The sequence below is a fragment of the Paenibacillus dendrobii genome (genome assembly GCF_009807035.1).
Lineage (GTDB): Bacteria > Bacillota > Bacilli > Paenibacillales > Paenibacillaceae > Paenibacillus_AQ > Paenibacillus_AQ dendrobii.
Map to the genome: position 1 here is coordinate 2,400,426 of NZ_WUBI01000001.1, position 24,383 is coordinate 2,424,808.

General features: G+C 48.5%; 23 protein-coding genes and 1 pseudogene. 5 read left to right on the forward strand and 19 right to left on the reverse strand.

Translation table 11 applies throughout. The features are described 5' to 3' along the window. Nucleotides 1–45 precede the first annotated feature (45 nt). From GRF59_RS10450 to GRF59_RS10500, 11 genes and pseudogenes are all read right to left on the reverse strand, one after another. Nucleotides 46–1,521: a recombinase family protein gene (locus GRF59_RS10450; protein ID WP_160497502.1), complete on the reverse strand. Its 1,476-nt coding sequence runs from the start codon at nt 1,519–1,521 to the stop codon at nt 46–48. A gap of 66 nt (nt 1,522–1,587) precedes the next feature. Beyond that, a pseudogene (locus tag GRF59_RS10455) lies at nt 1,588–1,827 on the reverse strand (manganese catalase family protein); the annotation flags it as partial. Nucleotides 1,828–1,869: 42 nt separating this feature from the next. Next, nucleotides 1,870–2,139 carry a spore coat protein CotJB gene (locus tag GRF59_RS10460; RefSeq protein ID WP_160498223.1) on the reverse strand — a complete coding sequence of 90 codons (270 nt, stop codon included), beginning with the start codon at nt 2,137–2,139 and terminating at the stop codon, nt 1,870–1,872. A 203-nt stretch (nt 2,140–2,342) separates the two neighbouring features. After that, nucleotides 2,343–2,507, reverse strand: a complete 165-nt coding sequence (locus GRF59_RS29745) for a spore coat associated protein CotJA (RefSeq protein ID WP_237391804.1) — start codon at nt 2,505–2,507, stop codon at nt 2,343–2,345. A 242-nt stretch (nt 2,508–2,749) separates the two neighbouring features. Next, the gene (gene ytvI, locus GRF59_RS10470; protein WP_160497503.1) at nt 2,750–3,781 is read right to left on the reverse strand and encodes a sporulation integral membrane protein YtvI; all 1,032 of its coding nucleotides are present in this window, start codon (nt 3,779–3,781) and stop codon (nt 2,750–2,752) included. A 10-nt stretch (nt 3,782–3,791) separates the two neighbouring features. After that, a complete protein-coding gene (locus tag GRF59_RS10475; RefSeq protein WP_160497504.1) occupies nt 3,792–5,147 on the reverse strand; it encodes a hemolysin family protein in 1,356 nt (451 codons plus the stop codon). Between the two features lie 17 nt (nt 5,148–5,164). Further along, the gene (yfkAB, locus tag GRF59_RS10480; RefSeq protein WP_160497505.1) at nt 5,165–6,277 is read right to left on the reverse strand and encodes a radical SAM/CxCxxxxC motif protein YfkAB; all 1,113 of its coding nucleotides are present in this window, start codon (nt 6,275–6,277) and stop codon (nt 5,165–5,167) included. A 143-nt stretch (nt 6,278–6,420) separates the two neighbouring features. Beyond that, nucleotides 6,421–8,655: an MMPL family transporter gene (locus GRF59_RS10485; RefSeq protein WP_160497506.1), complete on the reverse strand. Its 2,235-nt coding sequence runs from the start codon at nt 8,653–8,655 to the stop codon at nt 6,421–6,423. 12 nt (nt 8,656–8,667) lie between these two features. Further along, a complete protein-coding gene (locus GRF59_RS10490; RefSeq protein WP_160497507.1) occupies nt 8,668–9,777 on the reverse strand; it encodes an HD-GYP domain-containing protein in 1,110 nt (369 codons plus the stop codon). A 133-nt stretch (nt 9,778–9,910) separates the two neighbouring features. After that, nucleotides 9,911–10,738 carry an undecaprenyl-diphosphate phosphatase gene (locus GRF59_RS10495; RefSeq protein WP_160497508.1) on the reverse strand — a complete coding sequence of 276 codons (828 nt, stop codon included), beginning with the start codon at nt 10,736–10,738 and terminating at the stop codon, nt 9,911–9,913. A gap of 21 nt (nt 10,739–10,759) precedes the next feature. Then, nucleotides 10,760–12,196, reverse strand: coding sequence for a bifunctional metallophosphatase/5'-nucleotidase (locus tag GRF59_RS10500; RefSeq protein WP_160497509.1), 1,437 nt, complete (start codon nt 12,194–12,196; stop codon nt 10,760–10,762). Nucleotides 12,197–12,328: 132 nt separating this feature from the next. Between GRF59_RS10500 and GRF59_RS10505 the strand changes: the two genes are divergently transcribed. Both GRF59_RS10505 and GRF59_RS10510 read left to right on the forward strand, forming a co-directional pair. After that, nucleotides 12,329–13,051 carry a molybdenum cofactor biosynthesis protein MoaE gene (locus GRF59_RS10505; RefSeq protein WP_160497510.1) on the forward strand — a complete coding sequence of 241 codons (723 nt, stop codon included), beginning with the start codon at nt 12,329–12,331 and terminating at the stop codon, nt 13,049–13,051. A gap of 93 nt (nt 13,052–13,144) precedes the next feature. Next, nucleotides 13,145–14,194, forward strand: coding sequence for an HD-GYP domain-containing protein (locus tag GRF59_RS10510; RefSeq protein ID WP_160497511.1), 1,050 nt, complete (start codon nt 13,145–13,147; stop codon nt 14,192–14,194). 288 nt (nt 14,195–14,482) lie between these two features. Here GRF59_RS10510 and sufB read toward each other — a convergent pair whose 3' ends face one another. The 7 genes from sufB to GRF59_RS10545 form a co-directional block, all read right to left on the reverse strand. Then, the gene (gene sufB, locus GRF59_RS10515) at nt 14,483–15,880 is read right to left on the reverse strand and encodes a Fe-S cluster assembly protein SufB (RefSeq protein ID WP_160497512.1); all 1,398 of its coding nucleotides are present in this window, start codon (nt 15,878–15,880) and stop codon (nt 14,483–14,485) included. A 17-nt stretch (nt 15,881–15,897) separates the two neighbouring features. After that, on the reverse strand, nt 15,898–16,332 hold the full coding sequence (sufU, locus tag GRF59_RS10520; RefSeq protein WP_160497513.1) for a Fe-S cluster assembly sulfur transfer protein SufU: 435 nt from the start codon (nt 16,330–16,332) through the stop codon (nt 15,898–15,900). Further along, nucleotides 16,332–17,543, reverse strand: coding sequence for a cysteine desulfurase (locus GRF59_RS10525; RefSeq protein WP_160497514.1), 1,212 nt, complete (start codon nt 17,541–17,543; stop codon nt 16,332–16,334). The genes sufU and GRF59_RS10525 overlap by 1 nt, the downstream gene beginning before the upstream one ends. Further along, nucleotides 17,540–18,844 (reverse strand): Fe-S cluster assembly protein SufD, encoded by a 1,305-nt coding sequence (sufD, locus tag GRF59_RS10530; RefSeq protein WP_160497515.1) that lies wholly within the window; start codon nt 18,842–18,844, stop codon nt 17,540–17,542. The genes GRF59_RS10525 and sufD overlap by 4 nt, the downstream gene beginning before the upstream one ends. Before the next feature lie 23 nt (nt 18,845–18,867). Next, the gene (gene sufC / locus GRF59_RS10535; protein WP_160497516.1) at nt 18,868–19,650 is read right to left on the reverse strand and encodes a Fe-S cluster assembly ATPase SufC; all 783 of its coding nucleotides are present in this window, start codon (nt 19,648–19,650) and stop codon (nt 18,868–18,870) included. Between the two features lie 714 nt (nt 19,651–20,364). Beyond that, nucleotides 20,365–20,826 (reverse strand): Dps family protein, encoded by a 462-nt coding sequence (locus tag GRF59_RS10540; protein ID WP_160497517.1) that lies wholly within the window; start codon nt 20,824–20,826, stop codon nt 20,365–20,367. Nucleotides 20,827–21,341: 515 nt separating this feature from the next. Then, nucleotides 21,342–21,644 carry a YunC family protein gene (locus GRF59_RS10545; protein WP_160497518.1) on the reverse strand — a complete coding sequence of 101 codons (303 nt, stop codon included), beginning with the start codon at nt 21,642–21,644 and terminating at the stop codon, nt 21,342–21,344. A gap of 215 nt (nt 21,645–21,859) precedes the next feature. On the opposite strand from GRF59_RS10545, the gene GRF59_RS10550 reads away from it, so the two are divergent. After that, nucleotides 21,860–22,393 (forward strand): hypothetical protein, encoded by a 534-nt coding sequence (locus tag GRF59_RS10550; protein WP_160497519.1) that lies wholly within the window; start codon nt 21,860–21,862, stop codon nt 22,391–22,393. A 55-nt stretch (nt 22,394–22,448) separates the two neighbouring features. Here GRF59_RS10550 and GRF59_RS10555 read toward each other — a convergent pair whose 3' ends face one another. Further along, nucleotides 22,449–22,829 (reverse strand): DUF423 domain-containing protein, encoded by a 381-nt coding sequence (locus tag GRF59_RS10555; RefSeq protein WP_160497520.1) that lies wholly within the window; start codon nt 22,827–22,829, stop codon nt 22,449–22,451. A 183-nt stretch (nt 22,830–23,012) separates the two neighbouring features. Between GRF59_RS10555 and GRF59_RS10560 the strand changes: the two genes are divergently transcribed. Together GRF59_RS10560 and GRF59_RS10565 are read left to right on the forward strand one after the other, a co-directional pair. Further along, entirely contained in the window at nt 23,013–23,393 is a 381-nt protein-coding gene (locus GRF59_RS10560) for a hypothetical protein (protein ID WP_160497521.1), read from the forward strand. A gap of 2 nt (nt 23,394–23,395) precedes the next feature. Further along, the gene (locus GRF59_RS10565) at nt 23,396–24,247 is read left to right on the forward strand and encodes a DegV family protein (protein ID WP_160497522.1); all 852 of its coding nucleotides are present in this window, start codon (nt 23,396–23,398) and stop codon (nt 24,245–24,247) included. Nucleotides 24,248–24,383: the final 136 nt, after the last annotated feature.

The following is a 24,383-nucleotide window of genomic DNA, read 5'->3' on the forward strand; positions in this document are numbered from 1 at the left end:
TATTATTGCAGAGCAATGGTCACTGGTAATTTTCCAGAAAGCTTCTTATTCCTTCATTATGATTTTCAAGTTAATCTCATTTCCTTCCTTAGTGTAGATGATCGTATCAATAAATTCACGCAGAATATCATTTGCTTCATTTTCTGGAATGTTGTCGCCATGAATTAGAAAACGTCTCATGTTTTCAAGTCGTGCAGAAACCCTATCGTGTTCTGACATATTGTTCTCCGCTGTCATGGTTTCGATCTGTTCTTCAAGTGATGCGATCTGCTCCTTAAAGGATGCAATTTGCTTTTGAGCCTCATCTGGTGTGAAGATTTCCATTACGAATCCTTGCTGCACTCGTTTAATATCCTTGTTTAGTTTCTCGATCTGCTTTTCTCTACGTTTGATCTCTTCATCAAAATTCTGTACCTCATCATCAGTCATGAGATGGATGTATTGTTCAAGCTGATCGACATATTGAGCAAAGTATTCATGGAAGAGGGTTCTAAAGTCATCAACGTATGCCCCACCATTCGTGCATGTGGTGTATGTTCCATCATCTTTGTATGTCCGTGTCCTACAGCTTGTAATTCTCTTCTTACCGTGCGCATTTTGAAATGAGTGGATATTACCACAGACTCCACAACGTACCAAACCAGAAAATGTATGTTTCCCAACTTTCAAAGCAGCTGGTCGGGAGTTACGTTCGTTTCTAATTCTCTGTGCCATATCAAACAATTCTTGAGAAATGATGGGTTCGTGAGCGTTCTTAATCAAAATTTGATCTTCCGCAGATGTCTTCTCTGTTACACGCTTTCCATCTTGTTTGTACTGCTTGGTGCGTCCATAGGATGAATGTCCAGCATAAGCAACATTGGCAATCATTCGTGCCACAGAGGATGAACTCCATTGCATATTAGTAAGCCCTGCATTGGTGAAGTCGTATGCTATAGTTGTAGTAGACTTTCCTGACACATACTCTTTGAACATACGGACAATGATCTCGGCTTCCTCCGGGACAATCTCAAGGTTCTTTGTATCACGATTGTATCGATAACCGAAAGGAACTTTCTTGCCCATCCAATTGCCCTTCTTAGCAGATTCCCTAGAACCCCTCATAAGACGCTTTCGAGTGGTTTGCCATTCTCGCTTTTCAATTAATGCAATAATGTCACCGCTGAACATTTGATCTTCATTGGTATAGTCCGTCATAGATGTTGGTGTTACAAGGACACAACCTGCCTTAATCATGATCTCTTTGACTTCCTCGTAATGTTTCGTGTTCCGAGTCAAGCGAGATTGTTCGGTGCAAACGATGGCATCGTATTCATAGTGCTTGATCTTGGACAGCAACTTCTGGAACTCTGGACGATCCCATTCTTGGGACGATCCTGTCTCACTGTACAAATCATACACATACCCGCGCTTTTCACATAGTTCTATCAGAGAATTAGCTTGTCCATCTATAGATGCAGTTGTCTTATCATCGGCTTCGCGGCTTTTTCTGCAATAAATTGCAACCTTCTTAATCGCCATGATATTTCATCCCCTCATGGTATATTATTCCTTGAGAAGAGTATATCACATTCGTTGTAATTAAGCTTCTGTTTGTTTATAGACCATCGTAGCGATCATCTCGAGATGGGCGAATTCTTCCGTGCCGATATCGTTCAATAACCCGATGACTTTGTCCGGAATAGTATAACGCTGGTTCAAATACCGCAGGGCTGCAGCCAGCTCCCCGTCGGCGCCCCCATACTGCTCCAGCAAATACTTTGCCATCTTCGGATCACATTTACTGACGCGTACCGGGTACTGCAGCTTCTTTTCATATACCCACATGCGTTTGGACCGCCTCCTCTTGAGATAATGAATTCACGCTCGTCATACCTGCCAAGGCCATGGCGTCTGCGGCCATTCAAACGGAAATTTGGAATACGCATGGCCAAAGTTCATCAGAGGACCGTAAAGCTCCTGAAAACGTCGGACCAGCGGAATTCTTTCCTGGGCCAGCCGGTTGTACTGCTCAATGCTTTTCAAATCATCCGGATGCGTATCCAAATACAAGTTCAGCTCAACCAATGCGAAATCGACGACCTGGATTTGTTCCAAAAGCTCATAATACTTGTGATCGATCGCTGCACCCTTCTGCATTTCAGGCTTCACATTGGCAGCTCCAACATGCTCAGGCTTCTGATTTGCTGGTCCTACATTGCTTGGCATCATGTTTGCCGGACCAACATTGCTTGGCATCACGTTTGCCGGACTCACATTACTTGGCATCACGTTTGCCGGACCGACATTGCTCGGCATGATATTGGCCGGCCCCATATTTTCGGGCTTCTGATTCTCAGACATCAGGCTCCCCCTCCCTGCTGACTCCGGTTGGGACTATAAGGACTAAACAAATTAGGCCAGAGCGTTCCACGCGTCAAGGCTTCCTGCAGGCTAAACTGCGGCCAATCGAGCGGCTGGAAGGTAATATATTGGTTTGGCGGCACGACGTACGTTCTGTACAGCATCGGCGGACATGGATCAAACGGCCCGATAAAGGGCTTATAGACTCTCACCTGGTTGTTGTTCACATTCACCAAAGGCTCCTCCTTCTGCATCATGTACAAGGCCGATGACAAGGTATCCCATCAGTCTCTTCGTAACTAACATATGAGACATTCGTGGAATCTGAACAAAAAATCGTAAAGAAAGCGAAAGAACTCCCTCGAAACAAGCCGAAACTTGTCCAGGGAGTCCTTGAGAAGACTACTTAGAATTTGATCTTGATCTGAAATAATCCCGCCTTGCGGACAGCAGAATAGATGATCACCACCAGCGGCCCGATAAAAACGCCAATCACACCTACCAGCTTAAACCCGATGTACATGCTGACGAGCGCTGAAAGCGCCCCAATGCCGACCGAATCACCGATCACCTTCGGTTCAAGTACGCGCCTTGCCACCGTAATAATAACAAACAATAGCGATAATCCGAAGCCCGTGTAGGAATCGCCAGCGATAAACATATACAATGCCCATGGAATCAGGACAGATCCTACACCCAGGATCGGCAAAATATCCACGAACATAATCAGCATGGCAATCGCGAGCGGATAGTGAATGTTCAGAATTAGCAGCCCGGTTAAGGTGACAACATACGTAAAAGCACTGAGTATCATCTGAGCCTGAATAAAACCGAATATCGACATTTTCAGACTGTGCAGCACCTGCTGGATCTGGCCTTGCATTTCATCTTCAAAAAGGGACAGCAGACCCGAACGCAATGCAGGCAGGCCGTAGCTGAACAGATATACCGCGACGAAGAAAACAACAAAAAAGATGAACATTCCCGGAATCCCTTTGGCAAAATCCAAGAACGTCGAAGACAATGAATTGGCAAAGGATTCCGCATATTGCGTTACGTTGGACAAAAGTACGCGTAAGCTTTCAGCCAAATCCGGCTGGATGCGGTCGAGCCACCCCCGGGCTTGTATCATCGTGTTTTGCGCAAAATCATTGGCAGCCGCAAAATAGGAGGGCGCATTCTTCCAATATTCCACCAGCTGGCCGAATACCTGCAGCCCCAGCATGTACACCAGAAGCAGAACCAGAAGCAGAAACAAGGTACATGTGAGGGAAGCGGCCGCAACCCGGTTCCATTTGAACTTCGCCATCATCATGCCGTGGACAGGCTCAAGCGAAATGGCAACCAGGGCAGCCAGCAGAAACGGTGCTCCCGCCGTAAACAAAATATACAGAAGCAAAAGTCCGAATCCGATGAGAAGCAGCTGTTTCCCTGACATTACTCCCCCCTTAATCCCCGTTGGCCGCCCCTTCCTCTTCGCTGCTAGTCTCGGCTGCGGCAACGCGATGGATGTTGACCCGGGTTATCCGGAGTCTGGTCGATTCCTCAACCTCGAATATAAAATTATTCATCTGAATCATTCTGCCCTTGACCGGATTGCCTTCCAGTTCCTTGAACAACCAGCCGCCGATGGAGTCCACCTCATCGTCCTCAATGATGACGCCGGTCAGATCATTCACGTCTTCGATCAGCATACGGCCATCCACGGAGATGAAATCCTCTTGAATCTCCACATCCGGACGTTCATCCTCAAATTCATCGTACAGCTCGCCGACAATTTCCTCCAGAATTTCTTCGGCAGTAAGCATCCCGGCCGTCCCGCCATACTCGTCCACGACCAGCGTAAGCTGGGCATGTTTCTTCTGCATCAGGCGGAGTACATGGCTGATTTCCATCGACTCCGGAACATTCAGGATCGGACGCACCAATGAGGTAAGTTCCTTCTGATGCTCCTCATCCGCAAGCAGGAAATCCGTGATATGTACGAACCCGAGAATTTGATCCTTGTCCTCTACAGCGACAGGATAACGGGAATGCTTGGTGTCGTTGATGATTTGGAGATTTTCCTCCAGCGTGTTATTCGTGTACAGGCAGTCCATGTCTGTACGAGGCAGCATAATTTCGCGTGCCAGCAGATCGGAGAATTCGAAGATGTTGTCCATCAGCTTCATCTCATCTTTGTCGATCACTCCGCTTTTGGCGCTCTGATTCATTAATATGCGGATTTCCTCTTCAGAATGCGCAGCTTCTGATTCCGTTGCAGGCTGTACGCCAAATAACCGTAAAATCACGTTGGCAGATGCGTTCAACAGCCAGATAAACGGAAAGAATGTTTTATAAAAAAGCATCAGCGGAGCGGACAGCAGCAGCGCCGCCCCTTCCGTTTTCTGAATCGCCAGGGACTTTGGCGCAAGCTCTCCAAGAACGATGTGCAAAAAAGTAATGATACAGAAACCGATAATGACGGACACTGTCGCAATCAGCGTACTGTCCGTAATTCCGGCTTTATACATGAGCGGCTGTACCAGGAGATGCGAGATGGCAGGCTCGCCAATCCACCCGAGTCCCAGGGATGCTAGCGTGATGCCGAACTGCGTGGCAGACAGATACGCATCCAGCTTATTGTTTACTTTCAGAGCATAATTCGCCATGCGGTTGCCCTCGCTCACCAGCTGTGTCAGCCGGGATTGGCGCATTTTAACAAGCGAGAACTCTGCCGCGACAAACACCCCGTTAAAGAATACAAGCAGCAAAACCAGGAAAAGGTTGAATAATAGCTTGCCTATTTCTAACTCCCCGTCCAATTGAAACGCCCCATTTCTTAAAATATGTTAGCTTGCCTTATGCTAAAATCCGTATCCTTATAATACATATCTTTCACCAGCAGATTCGGTCCGCAGCATCCTGCTGCATCGCAGTGGCAGTTTATCGTTTTATTCAGCGGATGATCGGTTTGCCATTTCGTAAAAATATCATCAAGCCGGCTGCTCTGAATATTCCCGAATGGTGGAACATCCGAAAAGTCGGTCACGTAGACATCGCCGGAAAACAGATTGACGTTCACCCGGTTGCGGCCATCGGGATCATTGCGTACCGTTACGTTCGGTTCCGACGCCAAACGTCGGATCAGCTTCATATCCTCAGGACTTTCGCTGCACGCATAGAAAGGCAGCGTTCCGAACAGCATCCACATCTCAGGATCACGTACATCAAGCAAAGAATCAATAGCCATGCGTGTTTCTTCTAGCGAAAGGACTGGCAGCGCACTGGCAAAATTAGAGGCATACATCGGATGGACTTCATGACGCTTGCAGCCCATTTCTTGTATTAGTTTGTGAATTCCGGCCAGCTTTGTATGCGTCCGATAATTAATCATGGATTCGGCTGAAATAAACATGCCGGCTTCGCTGAGCTTGACGGCATTTTCCATCATTTTATCGTACATGCGGTAAGCCGTTTCTTTGGGTACCGGGTGATTGCTGTTCGCAAAACCCACCTCGTGGAAATCGTCACCGTTTAAATAGTTGAACGAAATATGCATGACATCCAGATACGGGAGCATTTTCTCGTACCGGCCGATATCCAGCGTCAGGTTGGAGTTGATTTGCGTCCGGATGCCGCGTTCCTTGGCATAACGAAGCAAAGGTACAATAACTTCATTCACCGTTTTTTCCCGGAAAGACGGCTCGCCTCCGGTCAAGCTGATCGTTTGCAGATGTTCGACCTCATCCAGTCTTCTGAGCATCAGATCCAGCGGTAAAAAATCGGCTTCTTTCATCACGAGCATATCTCCTACGGCGCAATGCTCGCAGCGCATGTTGCATAAATGAGTGACTGTCATTTCCACGCTCGTCAGCACATGACGGCCATAAGTACGGAGCGAACCAATGGGATCCCATGGATCATTGATGGGTGACAGTTGTACAGTATTCATTCTTTTCCTCACCTTATTTCTTTATTTAAACCTAGCATTATCGCAGACGGGATCATGGGCAATCCATCTTCCGGAAGCATCAGTCCTGTAGCGATACTTCTTTTTATCATACCATGAAGTGAACAAAAACTCTCCCGCTGTCTTCATGAGCGATGAGAGTCTCCTTGTACGATATCCGGTTCAGTCCTCTTAAAAAAAGATAACCAAGCTGGTAGCCACCAGTTAGCCCTACCCATCAGCTTCATTAAAGCGGGGACGAGCAGGATCCTGACAATGGTCACATCAATCAGCACAGAGGCGGTCAGACCAAGTCCGAGCGCTTTCATCAGCTCGTTGTCCGTGAACATGAAGGCGCCCGCTACCACAGCCAGAATCAATGCCGCCCCGGTGATCATTCCACCGGTTCTCTGCAATCCTATGGCAGTGCTTCGTTCATTATTCCTGTCGTTTCGGTAAGCCTCCGCAATACGTGACAGCATCATGACTTCATAATCCATCGAGATGCCGAATACGACGCAGAATACAAGAACCGGCAGGACCGCAAACACACTCCCGGTATAGCTGACTTGAATCCAAGACGCCCCGTACCCATGCTGAAAAACAAGGGTGATCAGACCGAAGCTGGCACCGAGGCTCAGTAAATTCATGACTACTGCCTTCAAAGGTAGCAGCACGGAGCGGAAGGCAGCGAACAAAATCGTATAGGTCAGCAGCAGAACCGTGACCAGCACGTACGGAACTCCGCTTTGAATCCTGTCCATGATATCCAGCTTGTATGCGGGGGGACCGGTAACAAAGAAGCCGTTCACTCCTTCCGGCGGGTGCTCCCTTAATTCTTGCACCAGCTTGACGGTAGCCGGATCGGTTTCCCCGTTCTCCGGCACGACGGCAATGACCGCTGCGTTCCCTTTAGCCGCATGCCGCTTCTCCACTTCTTTTTGAAGCTCCGGACTTATCGTATTGGAATCATCCTTAAGAAAGCTGGCATAGCTCTCCACCCGGTGCACGCCGGGCAAATTCCTGATCGTGGACGCGTATGATTTCATCAGCCGGATAGAAGCCTGATCCTGATAAGGCTGATCAAGTCCGACGGCAATCATAATGGCGTTGGCTTCTTTAATGTCGTATGCCTTTTTCATCAGATCCGCCCCGTATCTGGAGGTATAGGACGGCGGAAGCACCTCGGCGGAAGGAATCCCGAGCTTCATGTTCAGCGTAGGCAGTGCGGTTGCCAGCAGCGCTGCCGTAACCATGACGGCAATCAACGCAGGTCGTGACATGATAAACTGCGATATCCGGATCCATGCTTGGCCGCCTCTTCCGTTAAACTCCTTCTGATGCCGCAGCCCAATGGGCCAGGCGAAAATACGGTGTCCCATGATTCCAAGAAGCGCGGGAAGAAGCGTGGCCGCGGCTACCACCGATGTAAGCACAACCAGCATCCCACCCAAAGCCAGCGAACGAAAAACTGGGAGCTGGATGAAACACAATGCCAGCAGGCCCGCTATAACGGCTCCGCCAGAATAGAGCACGGATCTGCCTGCTGTCCCGCATGTGACATTCAACGCATCCTCTACCGTTCCACTCTTCAGCTCTTCCCTGAAACGGCTCACCATGAAAAGCGCATAGTCTATACCCACGGCAAGACCAAGCATGGTGACCATGTTCGGCAGGAAGTTGCTTAACGCCACGCCCTGAACCGCCACAAAATAAAGGCTGCCCATGGTAACGGCAACACTTCCAAGTCCGACCGCAATCGGCAATACCGCGGCGGGAAGCGTGCCGAACAGGAGCAGCAGAATGAAAAGCGCCGCCGGGATTCCGAAGGATTCGGCCCGGACGATATCATGCCTGACTGCGCTGCTCATATCGTGATAAACGGCCAAATTGCCCGTTATATAGGTATGGGTTCCGTTCACCTGCGGTACGGCTGCCTTAATGGCCTCGAAATGTCCGAGAGCCTCACTTGATGTCTCCTTCAGGAGTACCGTAAACGCCATTATATCATCTTCACCGGTACGCCGAGTCACGATGCTTGAGTACATGTCCTGGACGAACGGCTCATTTCGTAGCGGGGCAAGCTCTTTCCAGATTCGATTCTGCGCCACGGAAGTCGTCAGGTTCTCGCCTGAAGTGCTCTCAAGAACGATATCCATTGATGCCGCGGACATGCCCAGCTTTTCCTCCAGAAAGACGATTCCCTCTTCGGATGAGCTTCCGTTTGGCACAAAGCCGCTGTCCTGAAGCAAGGAAGGCGTACGAACAGCAAAAAAACCAAGAAAACAAATCAAAAAGACCCATGCCGTGACGACAGCCCAGCGGTAGCGGAAAATAACGCTGCCCCACTGCTGGATCGGTGCTTTGACCTGTCGCTTCATGGATCTGCCTCCTTAGTGCTCAAAAGAAGTGGGCTGCGTATCCGTTCCATCCACATCCGTAATGATTACGGAAAGTTTGCTGGCAAGGTCCACTTCATAAGGCGTCTGCAGAGTTTGGCCCTCAGCGTCTCCCAGAATGCGTATGACTGGACGATGCGGCATGTTCGAATGAATTCTGGATACTACGCCTGTCTCGCCGGTGCTTAATTTAACGGACAGTCCCGGCGGATAGATCGCTACCCTGTCCCGAAAGAGCTCCAGCTTTTTTTGTTCATATAATGTTCCCGAGCCTGCGTACAGAACCTCAACGGCTTGATGCGGCAGCATGGCCGGTCTGTATACGCGGTGCGATGTCATCGCATCGTAGGAATCTGCAAGGGCTACCCACTGGGCGTACTCATGAATAGCATTGCCTTCGATTCCGCGCGGGTACCCGCTGCCGTTCATCCGTTCATGATGCTGAAAGGCACAATGCGCAGCCAAAAGAGGAATATTGGGCTCTTCTTTCAATATTTTGTATCCGATCTCCGTATGGGCCTGCATCATCCGAAACTCTTCATCCGTTAATTTCTGCGGTTTGGACAGGACACGCTGCGGAATTTGTGTCTTGCCGATATCATGCAGCAGAGCCCCCAGACCAAGCATCATTAGCTGCTCCTGTGAATATCCATTGGCGATGCCGAGAACAAGCGAATAGACACATACATTGAGGGAATGCTTATACAAATATTGGTCTGCGGTGTTCATGTCCATGAGCAGAATCATGGAGTCCTCCTGAGAGCTGACGTCACACAAGATAGACTCCATAACTTTTCCAAAATCTTTCCCCAGATGAAAGTACCCTTTTGCCATTTTGGAGGTTTCGGACAGACGCTGAAAATTTTTGCGGATATTCTGCAGCGCGTTGCGCCGCGTCTCCTCTTGAAGCATTTCAGGAATATCGATTCCCTCTGTCAAACCGTCTTCTATGTAAATATAGCCGATGTCCAGCTCAACGAGCCGACGAATCAGCGGAGCTGTCAATACGACGCCATCGGCCAAAAGGATGATGCCTTCATCACTGTAGATCTTTTTACCGATCCGCATTCCTTCCTGCAGCTTTCGAACGGGTACTAAACGCAAAGCTATCCTCTCCTGCCCTGAATAACGGACTTAGGCGGCCAAGGCGCCGTTATTCGATTAATCTGTAAATGAATGTTCAGGTACCGATACCGTTTTTCCGGGCACACCTTCCTTGGCCAGGCAAAAGACGGGATCAGCGCATGATGAACAACCAAAAAACGATGGCCAAAATAAACCGGTATACCGCAAAATGCGTGAGCCGGATTTTTTGAATCAGCTTCATAAATGCGAGAACGACGATATAAGCTACCACAAATGCCAATATGAATCCAATCGCAAACAGTCCAAGCGTATCCTTAGTCAGGTTTTGATAGGAATCCAGCATCTCATATCCCGAAGCCGCAACCATAATCGGAATCGCCATCAGGAATGAAAAATCAGCCGAAGCCTTGTAGCTTGCGCCTGCCAGCATCCCCCCGGAAATCGTGGAGCCCGAACGTGAAAATCCCGGCCATAGTACGGAAAGAATCTGATAAATACCAATCAGGAACACTTGCTTGTAAGACAAATCATCCATGGTTTCGGCTGTAATTCTGGCTTTAGACTTATTAAACCATTCCGCGAAGATCATAAACACGCCCCCGGCGATTAAGGCCCAAATGACGGTGCTTGCACTGAACAGGCTTTTAATAAAGTCCCTTGCAAAAAAAGCAACGATAAGAGCAGGTGCGATACCGATAATGACATGCAGCAAATTCAGGCGTTTTCGCGGGATAAGACTGCCCCGATCTGCATTCATTCTTTTGATGCCGAATAGATCGAGGATACGCCGCCAATAAACCAAAGCGATTGCGAGAATCGCACCTAGCTGAATGACCACCTCAAATGTTTTCATGACCGGATCCTGATCGTTGTAGCCCAGCAGCTTCGATGTCAAAATCATATGTCCGGTTGAAGAGACGGGAATAAATTCCGTAATTCCTTCCACAATCCCTAAAATGATCGCCGTAATTGTATCCATTGCTTCCTCCCCCAGGAAATCTTAGTGGACCTTAGCCCATCTGCATTGCTCGCTTTCATCCAGACTTCCCGGACGCTGCAGCTCAAGGCGCAGCAGATCGCGAAGAAAGTCGGGCAGTAAAAACTCGGGACTTTGTCCCAACGCGATACGTTCATATCCGATTCCGAAAGTGAACATGTCAAGCGTTCCAACCTCATACACCTGTTCGTCCTGTAGCTGCTCTCCCATAAATGTAATTTGGACAATCCTATCATAAGGGATAGCCCCTGCATCATACAAGACTTCCAAACCATCAATCGCTATATTCCCCAAAATTTCCCCACGGAAGCCGAAGCCCTTGATTTCACGGCTCCAAAATTCGGAAAGAAGGCTTTGTTCAAGGGTAAGGCGGATATCCCTCCCTTTGAGTTTAATCACGCAGGCGTTTATCGGCGATGGACACAGCGTATGGAGCAGACCGGCCGATATTTCCCCTTCAGGGAGCGGACCAAGCAGTTGCCCGGTGTTCACAAGGGCGATTTCCGTTTGGGTATATCTGCGAACAGCCTGTGCAAGCAAATTTCCAAACGGGGACTCCACCGTATAATCCAGGGACAGAATCCGATCCGTAACCGCCACCGTCTCTTTCAGGGCCTCTTCAGCATGAAGACGGTGGGTGACCAGCGCATTGCTGACGTTTTCGTCGAATCTCTCCGTATCGACCGGTATGCAGCCCCCCTCCGCAACTTGATATGTTCCGCCCGGCTGCTGCACCATGCGGACTCTGCCCACATAATCTCCGAACTTTCCTGCCCCGCAGACTGTCGTATTTTCGATCTGAAGCGGTTTTTCGAGAAGATGATGGGTATGTCCGCCCAGAATCAAATCAAGCCCCTGCAGCCGCTCTGCAAGCCGCTGATCCGTTGCCAACCCTAAGTGGGAGAGCAGGACCACAATATCCACTTGCGGACGGAGCAGGCTGATTTCCTGCTCAATCGCTGCCTCAGGCTCCAATGCATCCAGACCCAGCAGTTCATAGAAAGCCGCGAACGGTGCAGTCGCTCCCGTGATCCCTATCCTGATGTCCCCTTTTTCAATAATGGTATGCTTCTTCATCCAGGCCGGGGGAGCGCCTGTTGCCTTTTCAATAATATTGCAGCATACAACTTCGGCCAGAAGCCCTGAATAGGCACTCGCCAGGTCCTCAGGCGTCAACGTTAATCCCTCGTTATTTCCTATAGTAATAACGTCGTACCCGGTGAGATTCAGAATATCAACGTTAGCTCCGCCCATCGTGCCTTCCGTTTCCATAGCCGTCCGGTCCATATGGTCACCGATATCCACCAGCAGCAGAGGACTTCCGCTTTCCGTTTCGCGCGCTTCTGCAATATATGCTGCAATGGAGCTTACCTTTTCAAAATGGCTGTGTATATCATTCGTGTGCAGTATGGTAATGGATTTAGGCTGGTTCCCTTGCATAGCAAAAGTCCTCCCTTTCTTTACGAGTGCAGTAAGGCCCTTATACAAGCTACCCTTTAGGGCATAAGCATAACATTTTCAAAACGGATATGGTATATTGGATACACTAACATCCATGTTTGAGGTGAAAAAATGCTACTTCGCATTCAACTATTTGCAGGTCTTGCAGAACGATTGCAAACCTCAGTTCTTACCTATTCTGTACAAAAGTCCGAAATTACCGCCGATGAGCTAAAAATAGAACTGTCCCAGTCCTACCCGGAGGCTGCCTCGCAGATCTCCGTTTCTTTTGTCGCCGTAAATCAGGAATATGCTCCAGGGGACTACCTTATTACGGAAGGTGCAGAAATCGCCCTGATTCCTCCCGTTTCCGGAGGAGACGGACAGGCTCCTGTCCATGTCGAGTCCAAAGATGGCCGCTACTGCATTACCGACCAGCCTTTATCTGTCGATGAAGTGACCTCCAAGGTATTGAACCCGAATCACGGGGCAACTCTCTCATTTGTGGGCACCACGCGCGAAATGACCGGTGAACAGCGTACCGTGCATCTGGAGTATGAGGCTTATATTCCCATGGCTCTATCCCAGCTTGAAGCGATCGGCAAAGATATGGATACCCGCTGGCCCGGAACCTTATGCGCCATCTCGCACCGAATCGGGAAGGTGGATATTATGGAAACCAGCGTAATCATCGCCGTCTCCACAGGACATCGAGATGACTGCTATGAAGCCAGCCGATACGCCATTGAGAAACTCAAGCAATCTGTCCCGATTTGGAAAAAGGAAATCTGGGACGATGGTTCTGAGTGGAAAGGCCACCAAAAGGGTCCTTGGGACCCAACCGTAAGCCTGTAGCTCTGGGAACATTGGCATTGTCAATCCATTTTTTTCTTGATATGATAGTTGATAACAGATGTCGAATTTTGAAGAAATGGAGTGACGTATTGCTTGAAAGTGCATGTCACAGACTTAAAACCAGGCGACCGGCTGCTTGCGGATACATTTAGTGAAATCGGTCTTCACGTTTTGCAAAAAGGGACTGAACTGGACGAGGAAGAGATTAGAAAGCTGATGCAGCATGGCGTTGATTATGCGGATATTGAGCCTGCTGTCCTTCAGCCGGAAATCACGATGTTACACACACAGCAGCATGAGCTACTACAGAAAACGAAACCCTTTTTAGAGAATGCTGTAGACGGATTCGAGTCCTTGTACATGGAAGCGTTAGCAACCGGCCGCTTTAATGAAACCGTGGTAGATGATATCATGGAGCCCCTGGTTGATCAATTAAAGGAACATAAAGACATCGTGTCTCTTATGCTTTGCATTGATCAGAATGACGACTATACATACAACCACTCGATGCAGGTGGGAATTCTATCCTATTATATCGCATCCTGGCTCGGTTTCTCCAAAGAGGAAGCCTACGAAGCAGGCAGAGCCGGTTATCTTCACGACATCGGAAAGTGCCGAATTCCAGGAAGCCTGCTGAACAAACCGGGCAAGCTTACATCAGAAGAGTTTGAAGAAATGAAGATGCATACGATTTATGGACACGACATCATCCGCAGCTCCTCAACCGACACCATTCCGGCTTTGGTTGCCCTGCAGCATCATGAACGTGATGACAGCAGCGGTTATCCCCATGCCATCGACAAAAAAGAAATACATCCATTCTCTCGCATTACAGCCGTGGCCGATGTCTTCAGTGCCATGAGCATGAATCGCGTTTACCAGTCCAAACAGGAACTGCTTACTGTCATGCGCGAGCTGCACAGCATGAGCTTTGGTAAACTCAGCGCCAACGCCACCCAAGCATTTATTCGCCATATGCTTCCTAACTTCATCGGTAAACATGTAGTTCTTTCAACCGGAGAAACCGGCACCATTGTAATGACCAATCCGGCTGATTTCTTCCGTCCGCTCGTCAACACCGGGGACCGGTTTGTGGACCTCTCCTCTGAGCGCGACATCGGTATCGATCAGATCTTTTTATAATACCGCTTCACAGTAAAGCGTGTCTTGGCATTACGCCAAGACACGCTTTTTGTGCTCTTCATATTTTTCTTCTCCTGAATAGGCCCTCCCCTACTGGGAGCCGATTAAAATGCAACTCGAAAGGGAGCGGATATTGGAAATATCCGTTCTGTCATGATAGAACGGATTAAAATGTCGTTTTTTCTTGCGATTACAAAAAAACGTGTCCGGGTGACCTTAACACCGAAGTGTAAAAGTCACGTCAGACACGTTTTGATTAAAGGATATCGGAGACCTTATGCGTAAAGGTTAACCGATACTTCCTTCCATTTCGAACTTGATCAGGCGGTTCATTTCTACCGCATATTCCATCGGCAGTTCCTTCGTGAACGGCTCGATGAAGCCCATAACGATCATTTGCGTCGCTTCCGCTTCGGTCAGACCGCGGCTCATGAGGTAGAACAGTTGATCTTCGGATACTTTGGATACCGTTGCTTCATGCTCCAGAACGATGTTGTCGGTTTTGATCTCGTTGTACGGAATCGTATCCGAAGTGGACTCGTTATCCAGAATCAGCGTATCGCATTTAATGTTGGATTTTGCTCCGTCCGCGTTGCGTCCGAAGGAAGCCAGACCGCGGTAAGTGACTTTACCGCCATGCTTACTGATGGATTTCGACACGATCGTGGATGTCGTATCCGGTGCCAGGTGAATCATTTTAGCGCCGGCATCCTGATGCTGGCCTTTACCTGCAACCGCGATCGACAATACCATGCCTTTCGCGCCGCGTCCTTTCAAAAGAACCGCAGGATACTTCATGGTCAGCTTGGAGCCGATGTTGCCGTCAACCCATTCCATGGTTGCATTTTCTTCGGCAACGGCACGTTTGGTCACAAGGTTATAGATGTTTGGTGCCCAGTTTTGAATCGTTGTATAACGGACGCGGGCATCCTTTTTACAAATGATCTCAACAACTGCGCTGTGCAGCGAGTTCGTGCTGTAAATCGGAGCGGTACAACCCTCAACATAGTGAACGAAGCTGCCTTCGTCAGCAATAATGAGTGTACGTTCGAATTGTCCCATGTTCTCGGAGTTAATCCGGAAATAGGCTTGCAGCGGAATTTCGCATTTTACGCCTTTTGGAACGTAGATGAAGCTGCCTCCGGACCAAACTGCGCTGTTCAGAGCCGCGAATTTGTTATCGGATGGCGGAACCACCGTTGCAAAATATTCTCTCAAAATTTCAGGATGCTCTCTGAGCGCCGTGTCGGTATCCGTAAAGATAACGCCTTGGTCCTCAAGATCCTTTTGCATATTATGATATACAACTTCGGACTCGTACTGAGCCGATACGCCGGCCAAGAACTTCTGCTCCGCTTCCGGAATACCCAGCTTGTCGAAGGTTTCCTTGATTTCGGAAGGAACCTCTTCCCAAGTCTTGCCTTGCTTTTCGGAAGGTCTTACATAGTACTGGATATCGTTAAAGTCCAGTTCATCGAGGTCGCCGCCCCATTTAGGCATCGGCATTTTCTCGAACTGCTCCAGGGACTTCAAACGGAATTCCAGCATCCATTCCGGTTCGTTTTTAATTTTGGAAATTTCGGTGACAATTTCACGGGTCAAACCTTTGCCCGTTTGGAAAACCGCTTTGTGTTCGTCGCGGAACCCATATTTGTACTCTTCAATATCAGGGGCCTTTTTAGCCATGGGTTTGAACCTCCCTATCATTTATGGTTATGCTGATCCTCGTCAATCCCTTTCCGCAGTGCATTCCACGCAAGAGTGGCACACTTGATGCGGGCAGGGAACTTGTTAACTCCGGACAAAGCTTCAATATCCTCGTAATCGTCAAAATGAACGTCTTCCCCCTGCATCAACGAGGAGAAACGGGAAGCCAGGTCCTGTGCTTCCTCGACCGTTTTGCCTTTGACAGCTTCGGTCATCATAGATGCGGAAGACATGCTGATGGAGCAGCCTTCACCTGTATATTTAGCATCTTGCACGATTCCGTTATCCACCTTGAGCTGTAGCGAAATCTTGTCGCCGCAGGTCGGATTATTCAGATCCACCGTAACGGTTCCGTCTTCGAATTTACCCCGGTTGCGCTGATTCTTGTAATGATCCATAATCACGCGCCGGTACAAGTCATCAAGTTGCATTAGCCAAAATACTCCTTTGTCTGGATTAATGCGCTGATCAGACGGTCCACATCTTCTTTGGTATTATACAAATAAAAGCTTGCACGGGCCGTGGAGCTTGCCTCCAGCCAGCGCATCAGCGGCTGGCAGCAGTGATGCCCCGCGCGGATGGCAATACCGCTGGCATCCAGAACCGTCGCCACATCATGCGGATGAACATCCCCCAGATTAAACGTGACCAAGCCCACTTTCCGCTCACGCGGACCGTAAAGCTTAAGTCCTTCAATCTCGGACAAACGGCTTACTGCATAAGTAGCCAGTTCATGTTCATGCGCCTCGATGGCATCCATTCCGATGCTTTCGAGAAAATCAATGGCTGCTCCAAGCCCGACGGCTCCCGCAATAATCGGAGTGCCGCCCTCGAACTTCCAAGGCAGTTCCTTCCACGTAGAATCGTACAGGCCGACATCATCGATCATTTCGCCGCCGAATTCCACAGGTTCCATGGATTCGAGCAATTCTTTTTTGCCGTACAGCACGCCAATGCCGGTAGGTCCGCACATTTTATGACCTGATAATGCATAGAAATCGCAATCCAGATCCTGCATGTCTACCTTCATATGGGGAGTGCTTTGAGCTCCGTCAACCACCATAATGGCACCATGCCGGTGCGCGAGAGCCGCGACTTCCTTCACCGGATTAATGACGCCCATTACGTTAGAGACGTACGCCATGGAAATAATCTTCGTTTTGTCCGATACCACTTTCTCGACTTCAGATAAGGTCACCGAACCGTCTTCTTGTAGTTTAACATATTTGAGCACGGCACCGGTGGCTTTTGCCACCTGTTGCCATGGAATGAGATTGCTGTGATGCTCCATCGGGGTCAGGACGATTTCATCGCCTTCCTTGAGAACGGAGCGCGCGTAGGACGAAGCGACCATATTCAATGCCGTCGTCGTTCCGCGTGTAAAAATAATTTCCTTGGTGCTCTTCGCATGAATGAACTTCGCCACTTTTTCGCGTGCGCCTTCATAAGCATCGGTAGCACGGCTGCCGAGCGTATGCACACCACGGTGCACGTTCGCATTATCATATTCATAATAATGGCGCAGCGCTTCAATCACGGCCAGCGGCTTCTGCGAAGTCGCCGCGCTGTCAAGATACACCAGAGGATGACCGTTGATCTCCTGCTTCAGAATCGGAAACTGCTCGCGAATGGCGTTGTTCATTGTCCCAACTTCCCTTCAATGACAGCCTGCAGTTGTTTCTGAAGGCCCTCGAGCGGAATTTGGGAAACGACCGGTGCCAAGAAACCGTAGATGATCAGCGACTCGGCGACTTCACGGGAAATACCGCGGGACATCAGGTAGTAGATTTGCTCCTGATTCACCTGGCCGACGGATGCCGCGTGACCTGCCTTAACGTCATCCTCGTCAATAAGCAGAATCGGGTTCGCGTCACCACGGGCTTTAGGGCTCAGCATGAGCACTTTTTCCGTTTGTTGTCCGTCGGATTTCGTTGCGCCATGTTCGATCTTCGTGATGCCGTTGATGATCGCCTGAGCTTCTTCACGCATGACAGCACGGGTGATCATTTGGCTCTCGGAAGATTTGCCGAAATGGTTCGCACGGGTCGTATAGTTCAGTTTCTGCGAGCCGGAGCCGACCGCGATGATTTTGGAATCGGAAGTCGATCCGTTTCCTTTCAGAATCGTATGCGTGTCACTCATCGTGTCGCCGCTGTTCATTTCGCCGACGATCCATTCCATGGACGCATCGTTGTCGATGATAGCACGACGGTAGCTGAGATCCGTTACGTTCGTTCCCATTTGGTGAATGGTTGCGTAGCGCACCTTCGCGCCCGATTTGGCAAAAATCTCAACCGCACCGTTGTGGGTAACGGCTTTCGAGCTGTCGCCAGACACGTAGTTGTCTACATAAGTCACCGTACTATTGGTATCCGCGATGATCAGAATATGCGGCGCAAATGTCGCTTCTTCATCATCAGTCAGCAATACTGCCTGCAGAGGTACCTTAACTTCGACGTTTTTCGGAACATAGAGGAAGATGCCTCCGTTCCAGAGAGCAGCATGCAAAGCAGCTACAGAATGCTCATCGGCCTTAACTGCCGTATGAAGATATGTTTTGACAAGCTCTTCATGCTCCTTAACCGCTGTTTGCAGATCTGTGAAGATTACGCCCTGCTCAGACAGTTCCGCTGCCAATTTCGTATATACCACGCCAGAGTTGCGCTGGATAATCAAGCTTCCGGATTCCTGATCTTTCACCAGCTCTTGAATGGAGGCTGGAACCTCCGTCAGGGACGCAATACTACCGCTCTCCTTGGAACTTCCGTAGTTTTGGATGTCCCAACGTTCAATTCTCATTTTTTCGAGCACTGGCAATTTGAGGCTTGCCGCAAGCTCCAATGCTTTGAGACGATTTTCCGTAAGCCAGGTTGGTTCTTGTCTCTGTTTCGACAATTGACTCAAGCCTTCAGCGTTAACCGGAAGAATGGTTTGTGTTGTCATTTCGATTTCCTCCTTCCGTTTTTTTACGCTTCTTGACCTACAGTCTCGTCTTCGATTCCAAGCTCTTCCTTAACCCAATCATAACCTTCTGCTTCCAGACGCTCTGCAAGCTCAGGTCCGCCGGATTTCACGATACGTCCTTGCATCATGACATGGACAAAGTCCGGTTTAACGTAGTTAAGCAGACGTTGGTAGTGGGTAATAATGAGGAAACCACGATCTTCGCTGCGCATAGCGTTCACGCCGCTGGCAACAATTTTCAGTGCATCGATATCCAGACCGGAGTCGATTTCGTCCAGTACGACGATGTTCGGCTCGATCATCATCATTTGCAAAATTTCATTCCGTTTTTTCTCACCGCCGGAGAAGCCTTCGTTCAGGTAACGGTGTGCAAATTCAGGATTCATGTCGAGTTCCTTCATTTTGGTTTCCAATTGACGGATAAAACGAATCAAGGAGATTTCTTGACCTTCTTCGCGGCGGGCGTTAATGGCACTGCGCAAAAAGTCAGAGTTTGTCACACCCGTAATCTCACTTGGGTACTGCATTGCCAGGAACAGACCTGCGCGTGCGCGCTCGTCAACTGCCATATCCAACACGTCTTCTCCGTTCAACGTTACGCTGCCTTCCGTTACTTCATATTTAGGATGACCCATAAGCGCGGAAGCGAGAGTACTTTTACCGGTACCGTTAGGTCCCATGATGGCGTGAATTTCTCCGCCTTTCATCTCCAAGTTAATTCCTTTGAGAATTTCTTTGCCTTCAATTTCCGCTTTAAGTCCTTCGATGGTAAAGTGAGTAGCCATATTCGTTATTCCCTCCGTTATTTGGTTTTACCGAAATCAGAAAGTCTATTTAAACAGGGATGACCTACCCTGATTTCAAGCAATCATAATTATCAATTTAAAATAAATCTAAATTGATTCTCATTGATTATCACTAATTCTATAATAAAGTCATGTTCATATCAACCGCCCGCACCCGCAAGGAATGAAATAATTGCAGAAAGCAGGCTCAGCTAACGAAAAGCCAAGCCTGCTTCTTTATTTGTACACTCCTATTCCCGTAACTGCCGCGCTTGCTGAAACCCGCACTAATTTGCGTATATTTGCGCATCATCCGGCACCGGCATTTAGTCTGCTCGTCACCAGCTGGCTTGTTTCCTATTCCTTAGTTCCTAAATATTGGTTATATTCATCGTTCAAACAAAGGAATCAACGATTCGTTTATTGGATTCAGCAACCACGCAGCGGACCCTTTTATCTCCGGTGAAGGCGCTCAGCACGAAAGAATGAACTTATTTCAGAGGTTCAAACCCTATGTAACAGGATGTAAATGAGGAATGGATCCGTATCCCTGCTTCCGGTACATGATGCCGATTCTTGCCTCAGTCTTCTTTAAACAGAAGCACCAGTGTGGACGGACAGCTCATATGCTTGACGCCAAAAAGGTGCCGACGAAAAGATCGGGCACCTTGTAAGGCGTTCCTTTTCAGCTTTCCGGTAAGTAAGGAGTGCTTCTTATCCCAGGTAAGAACGCAGCATCCACATATGTTTTTCAAGATCGTTTTTGATTTTAATGAACAAGTCGCCTGTCGGATGGTCCCCTGCTTCCTCAGCAAGATGGATGCCCTCATGCATTTCCTCCGAAACGGTTGCGAAATCCTCGATCAGGGTCTGCACCATTTTACGCGCATCTTCCTTGCCGGTAGCTTCCTGGATGGTAGCCAGCTCCAAGTACTCTTTCATTGTAGCCGCAGGGCTTCCTTTAATTGTGAGAAGACGTTCCGCTACTTCATCCATTTTCAATGTGATGTCGTCATAAAGTTCTTCGAACTTAACGTGCAGGGTGAAGAAATGCTCCCCTTTAACATACCAGTGGAAATTATGGATCTTCACGTACAATACGTTCAGATTAGCCACTTCCTGGTTTAAAATTTGCTCGAGTGTAGTCGTTTTGGATTTTGCAGTTGTTTTAGCCATGGTTTAATCCCTTCCTTTTCTCTAGTTATAAATCGGCCATGTCGACCGCTCTGAAGTTTTACTTGAACGTGCCTCACTCAGCGGCATATGCCATCTCAGCGGCTCTGTTACTATTTTACCCTACACACCTAGCCGCGAATCAAAATCAACGCCTCATTTTCAAGAAAATCCAAACATGTGACGCCATTTTGAATATTCTCATATCTGGTGTTTATCATTCCGGTAAATCACGGATCATGATGCGAATCGAGTTCCAGAATCAGAAACCGCGTTGCTTAGTATTTCCGGTCATTACTCATAAGATTCCTTGCTCGAGTGCCTGACGATGGCAGCCGATTCTTATGCCCATTATCCCGAAATCCAGTCTAAGAAGCAGTGATAAAAGTATCATGATTAGCCATCTTCCTTAAAGTGACGGTTTCGGCAATAAATATAGAAAACCAGTCCCGGGACGGGACTGGTTTGGCGGTTTTGTTCAAAAGCAGGTTCAGCAGGGATAGATCGGATTCCAGAACCTACAACATGATAAGAAGCGCTTCATAACCGGGCATACCCGGAGTAATCCCAAGGGCTGCTGCTTCCGAAGTCACAGATTCGAGCGGCGCTTCCAGCAATTCCTTCAGCGTCTTTACCCCTACCGCCCGGCCTGCAATAATTTTGCGGTCGCCCAGGCGGTCGTTCAAAAGTCCTACATCGAGTGCCCCGCACATGATATAGCCGCGCGAGGTGCTGATTGTCAGTAATGTCGTCTTAGGCAGCTTCACCTCTACTCCGACCAGCATGTGTTCTCCGACCGAAATGGGCTCCATAGTCACCATGGGCTCACACCTCCCTCTTTGGATAGAGTGTTCAGATTATGTGTATTCCTGCAGTCTGCTCGGTGTGTATGGTTTTCCCGGATAAATACACAATTTCATCTAGGAATAAAGTTATGCCATTCTCCGACATTAGGACTATTCATGTTTACATGTTCATGATATGATTTATACAGTTTAAAGACTTATTTTTGCACATGGTATAGGCTGGGGGATTTATGGAAAACAAACAAAGTTATGAGGAAACAGGATATTTGTTCAATGTGGATATTCTGATTAAAAGCCGCTCCAACGCACTAGCTCTGCAGGCTATGATTGAAATGTTAAATAACAGTGAAAACATCGCGGATTTCCGGATTAAATCAGGAATGGAGCTTGGGAACCTGATTGAGTCCATGCTGCAAGACAAACGGAAATCTCTTATTAAGTCCGGTGCTTCCACGGTAAGACCTTTACCTGACATCCGAACCAGACTGAAGACAAAGATCGAACCACCGGAAACATGCCCCAGCTCCCCCGCTGAGAAAAAGATAGGCACCACAGAATACAGCTCCCAGCTGCATGAATGGATTACGAACTGCATCCGCGACAATCGGCTGACCCGACTGACAACAAACCGCAGTGGACAACCAACCAGCATGCCTTGCCGCATATTGAATTTTGACGAATCCACTCAGCTGTTAAACGTCTATCATGTGGACGAGAAGCAGGTATATTCTTTTAAGCTTAGTGAGGTCATTGAGGTCATTTAATACGAATAAAGCCCTTGCAGCCGTGAACACGGCATAGCAAGGGCTTTTTTAACGTTTATTTCTTCTTCTTGGATATCGCCTCGGCCATCAAGCAAATCCAACCGACGATGAAGGCTACCCCGCCAAACGGGGTAATAATGCCTAGTGGCTTGATTCCTGTAATAGCTAACAGATACAAGCTTCCGGAGAAAAGGATGATGCCGGCGAACAAGAGCCAGCCCGCCCAAGCCAACTTACGAGAATCTCCCCAAAATCCGGCTGCGACCGCGATTAGAATGATACCAAGTGCATGCACCATATGGTACTGAACCCCTGTTTCGTACACCTTCATCGACGATTCGCCGACAATGGGCTCCAGCATATGAGCCCCAAAAGCACCGATCGCTACGGAAAGCATAGCCATCAATGCACCGATAAACATAAATTTACGTTGCAACTTGTCCCCACTCCTTTAGTCCAGCAAACATAATTTGATGATTCTGTCATTCATATTACCCTATCCGGTATATTCTTTTCCACTGTGAAGCCTTCGGTGACGGTCCATCCGGCTTGATTTTTGCTTCATTATGTGGAAGAGTAAGAATCATACATATCTCATTTTGGTAAGGAGAGAATTAACATGGAATCACACCAGCCTCCAAAGCAGCCGACGCAGTATAAAAGACACGCCGGTCCAGGCATTGCTTCATTTATTATCAGTCTCGTATCCATGCTGGCGTATATCGTAAGCGTCGGAGCAATGGGAGCCATCTTCTCAAAGGGCTTGGAGGGTGACAATACCTGGACCCAGAGCTCCACGACGGGTGTAACTATCGTGACTATCATTCTGATCGGACTGTTCGCAGCTAATATCATAGGCGTTATTCTTGGCATCATCGGTCTAGTGCTCCGCAACCGCAAGAAAATCTTCGCGATTCTCGGATTGTCTCTCAATACGATTATTATTTTCAGCTTTGGTCTGATGTTCGTCATTCTGATGCTGCGAGCCGGAAGGGGATAGAAATGTCGAAGGTCAAAATATTTGCCGACAGCACCTGCGATCTGCCTCGGGCGTGGCTATCGGAGAATGATATCGGCCTTATTCCTTTATATGTAACGTTTGGAGACCAAACCTACAAAGACGGTGTGGATATTACCACTCCGCAGCTCTATGCGAAAGTGAACGAAACAGGGCGTCTGCCAAAAACGGCTGCGCCATCTCCGGCGGATTTCATTCAGGCTTTTGCCCCTTCTATAGAAGAAGGCCGAAATATCGTCTATATCAGTCTGTCGTCGGAACTTTCCTCTACTCATCAGAATGCGCTGATTGCCGCGGAGGAATTTCCGGAAGGTAAAGTCACGGTGATCGACTCCTTGAATTTATCTACGGGCATCGGTCTTCAGGTTATGAAAGCGGTCAAAGCAGCGGATGAAGGAAAGAGCCCCCGTGAGATCGCCGATCTGATCGAAAAGGTCAAGCCCCTTGTCGAGACGGAGTTCGTCATTGACTCACTGGACTATCTATACAAGGGTGGACGATGCTCCGGCATGCAAAATCTCGTCGGCAGCCTGCTGAAAATCCGTCCGGTCATTAAGGTCGTCGGCGGGAAAATGACGCCGGCTTACAAGGTACGCGGCAAAAGGGAAAAAGCGCTGGAACAGATGCTTCATAACGCTTTGGACAAAAGGGATCAAATGGATAACGATCTGATTTTCGTTACGCATTCCCTGGCGGAAGAGGATGCCAAGGAACTGAAACGCGTGCTTGAAGAAAAAACCGGAGCCCGTGAGGTGGCTATTTCCGATGCCGGTTGCGTGATCTCATCCCATTGTGGGGCCAAAACAATCGGTATTTTGTACGTAAAGAAACAATAATCATCCCCACTTGTGAATGATTATAATGAGCAAGCCCAATAAGCAAAAAGCAGCCCCTATCTGCGGCTGCTTTTTGCTTATTACCGCTTGTCAGATGTTCGAATATCCATTAAAGTAATATCCAATCAGATGATAT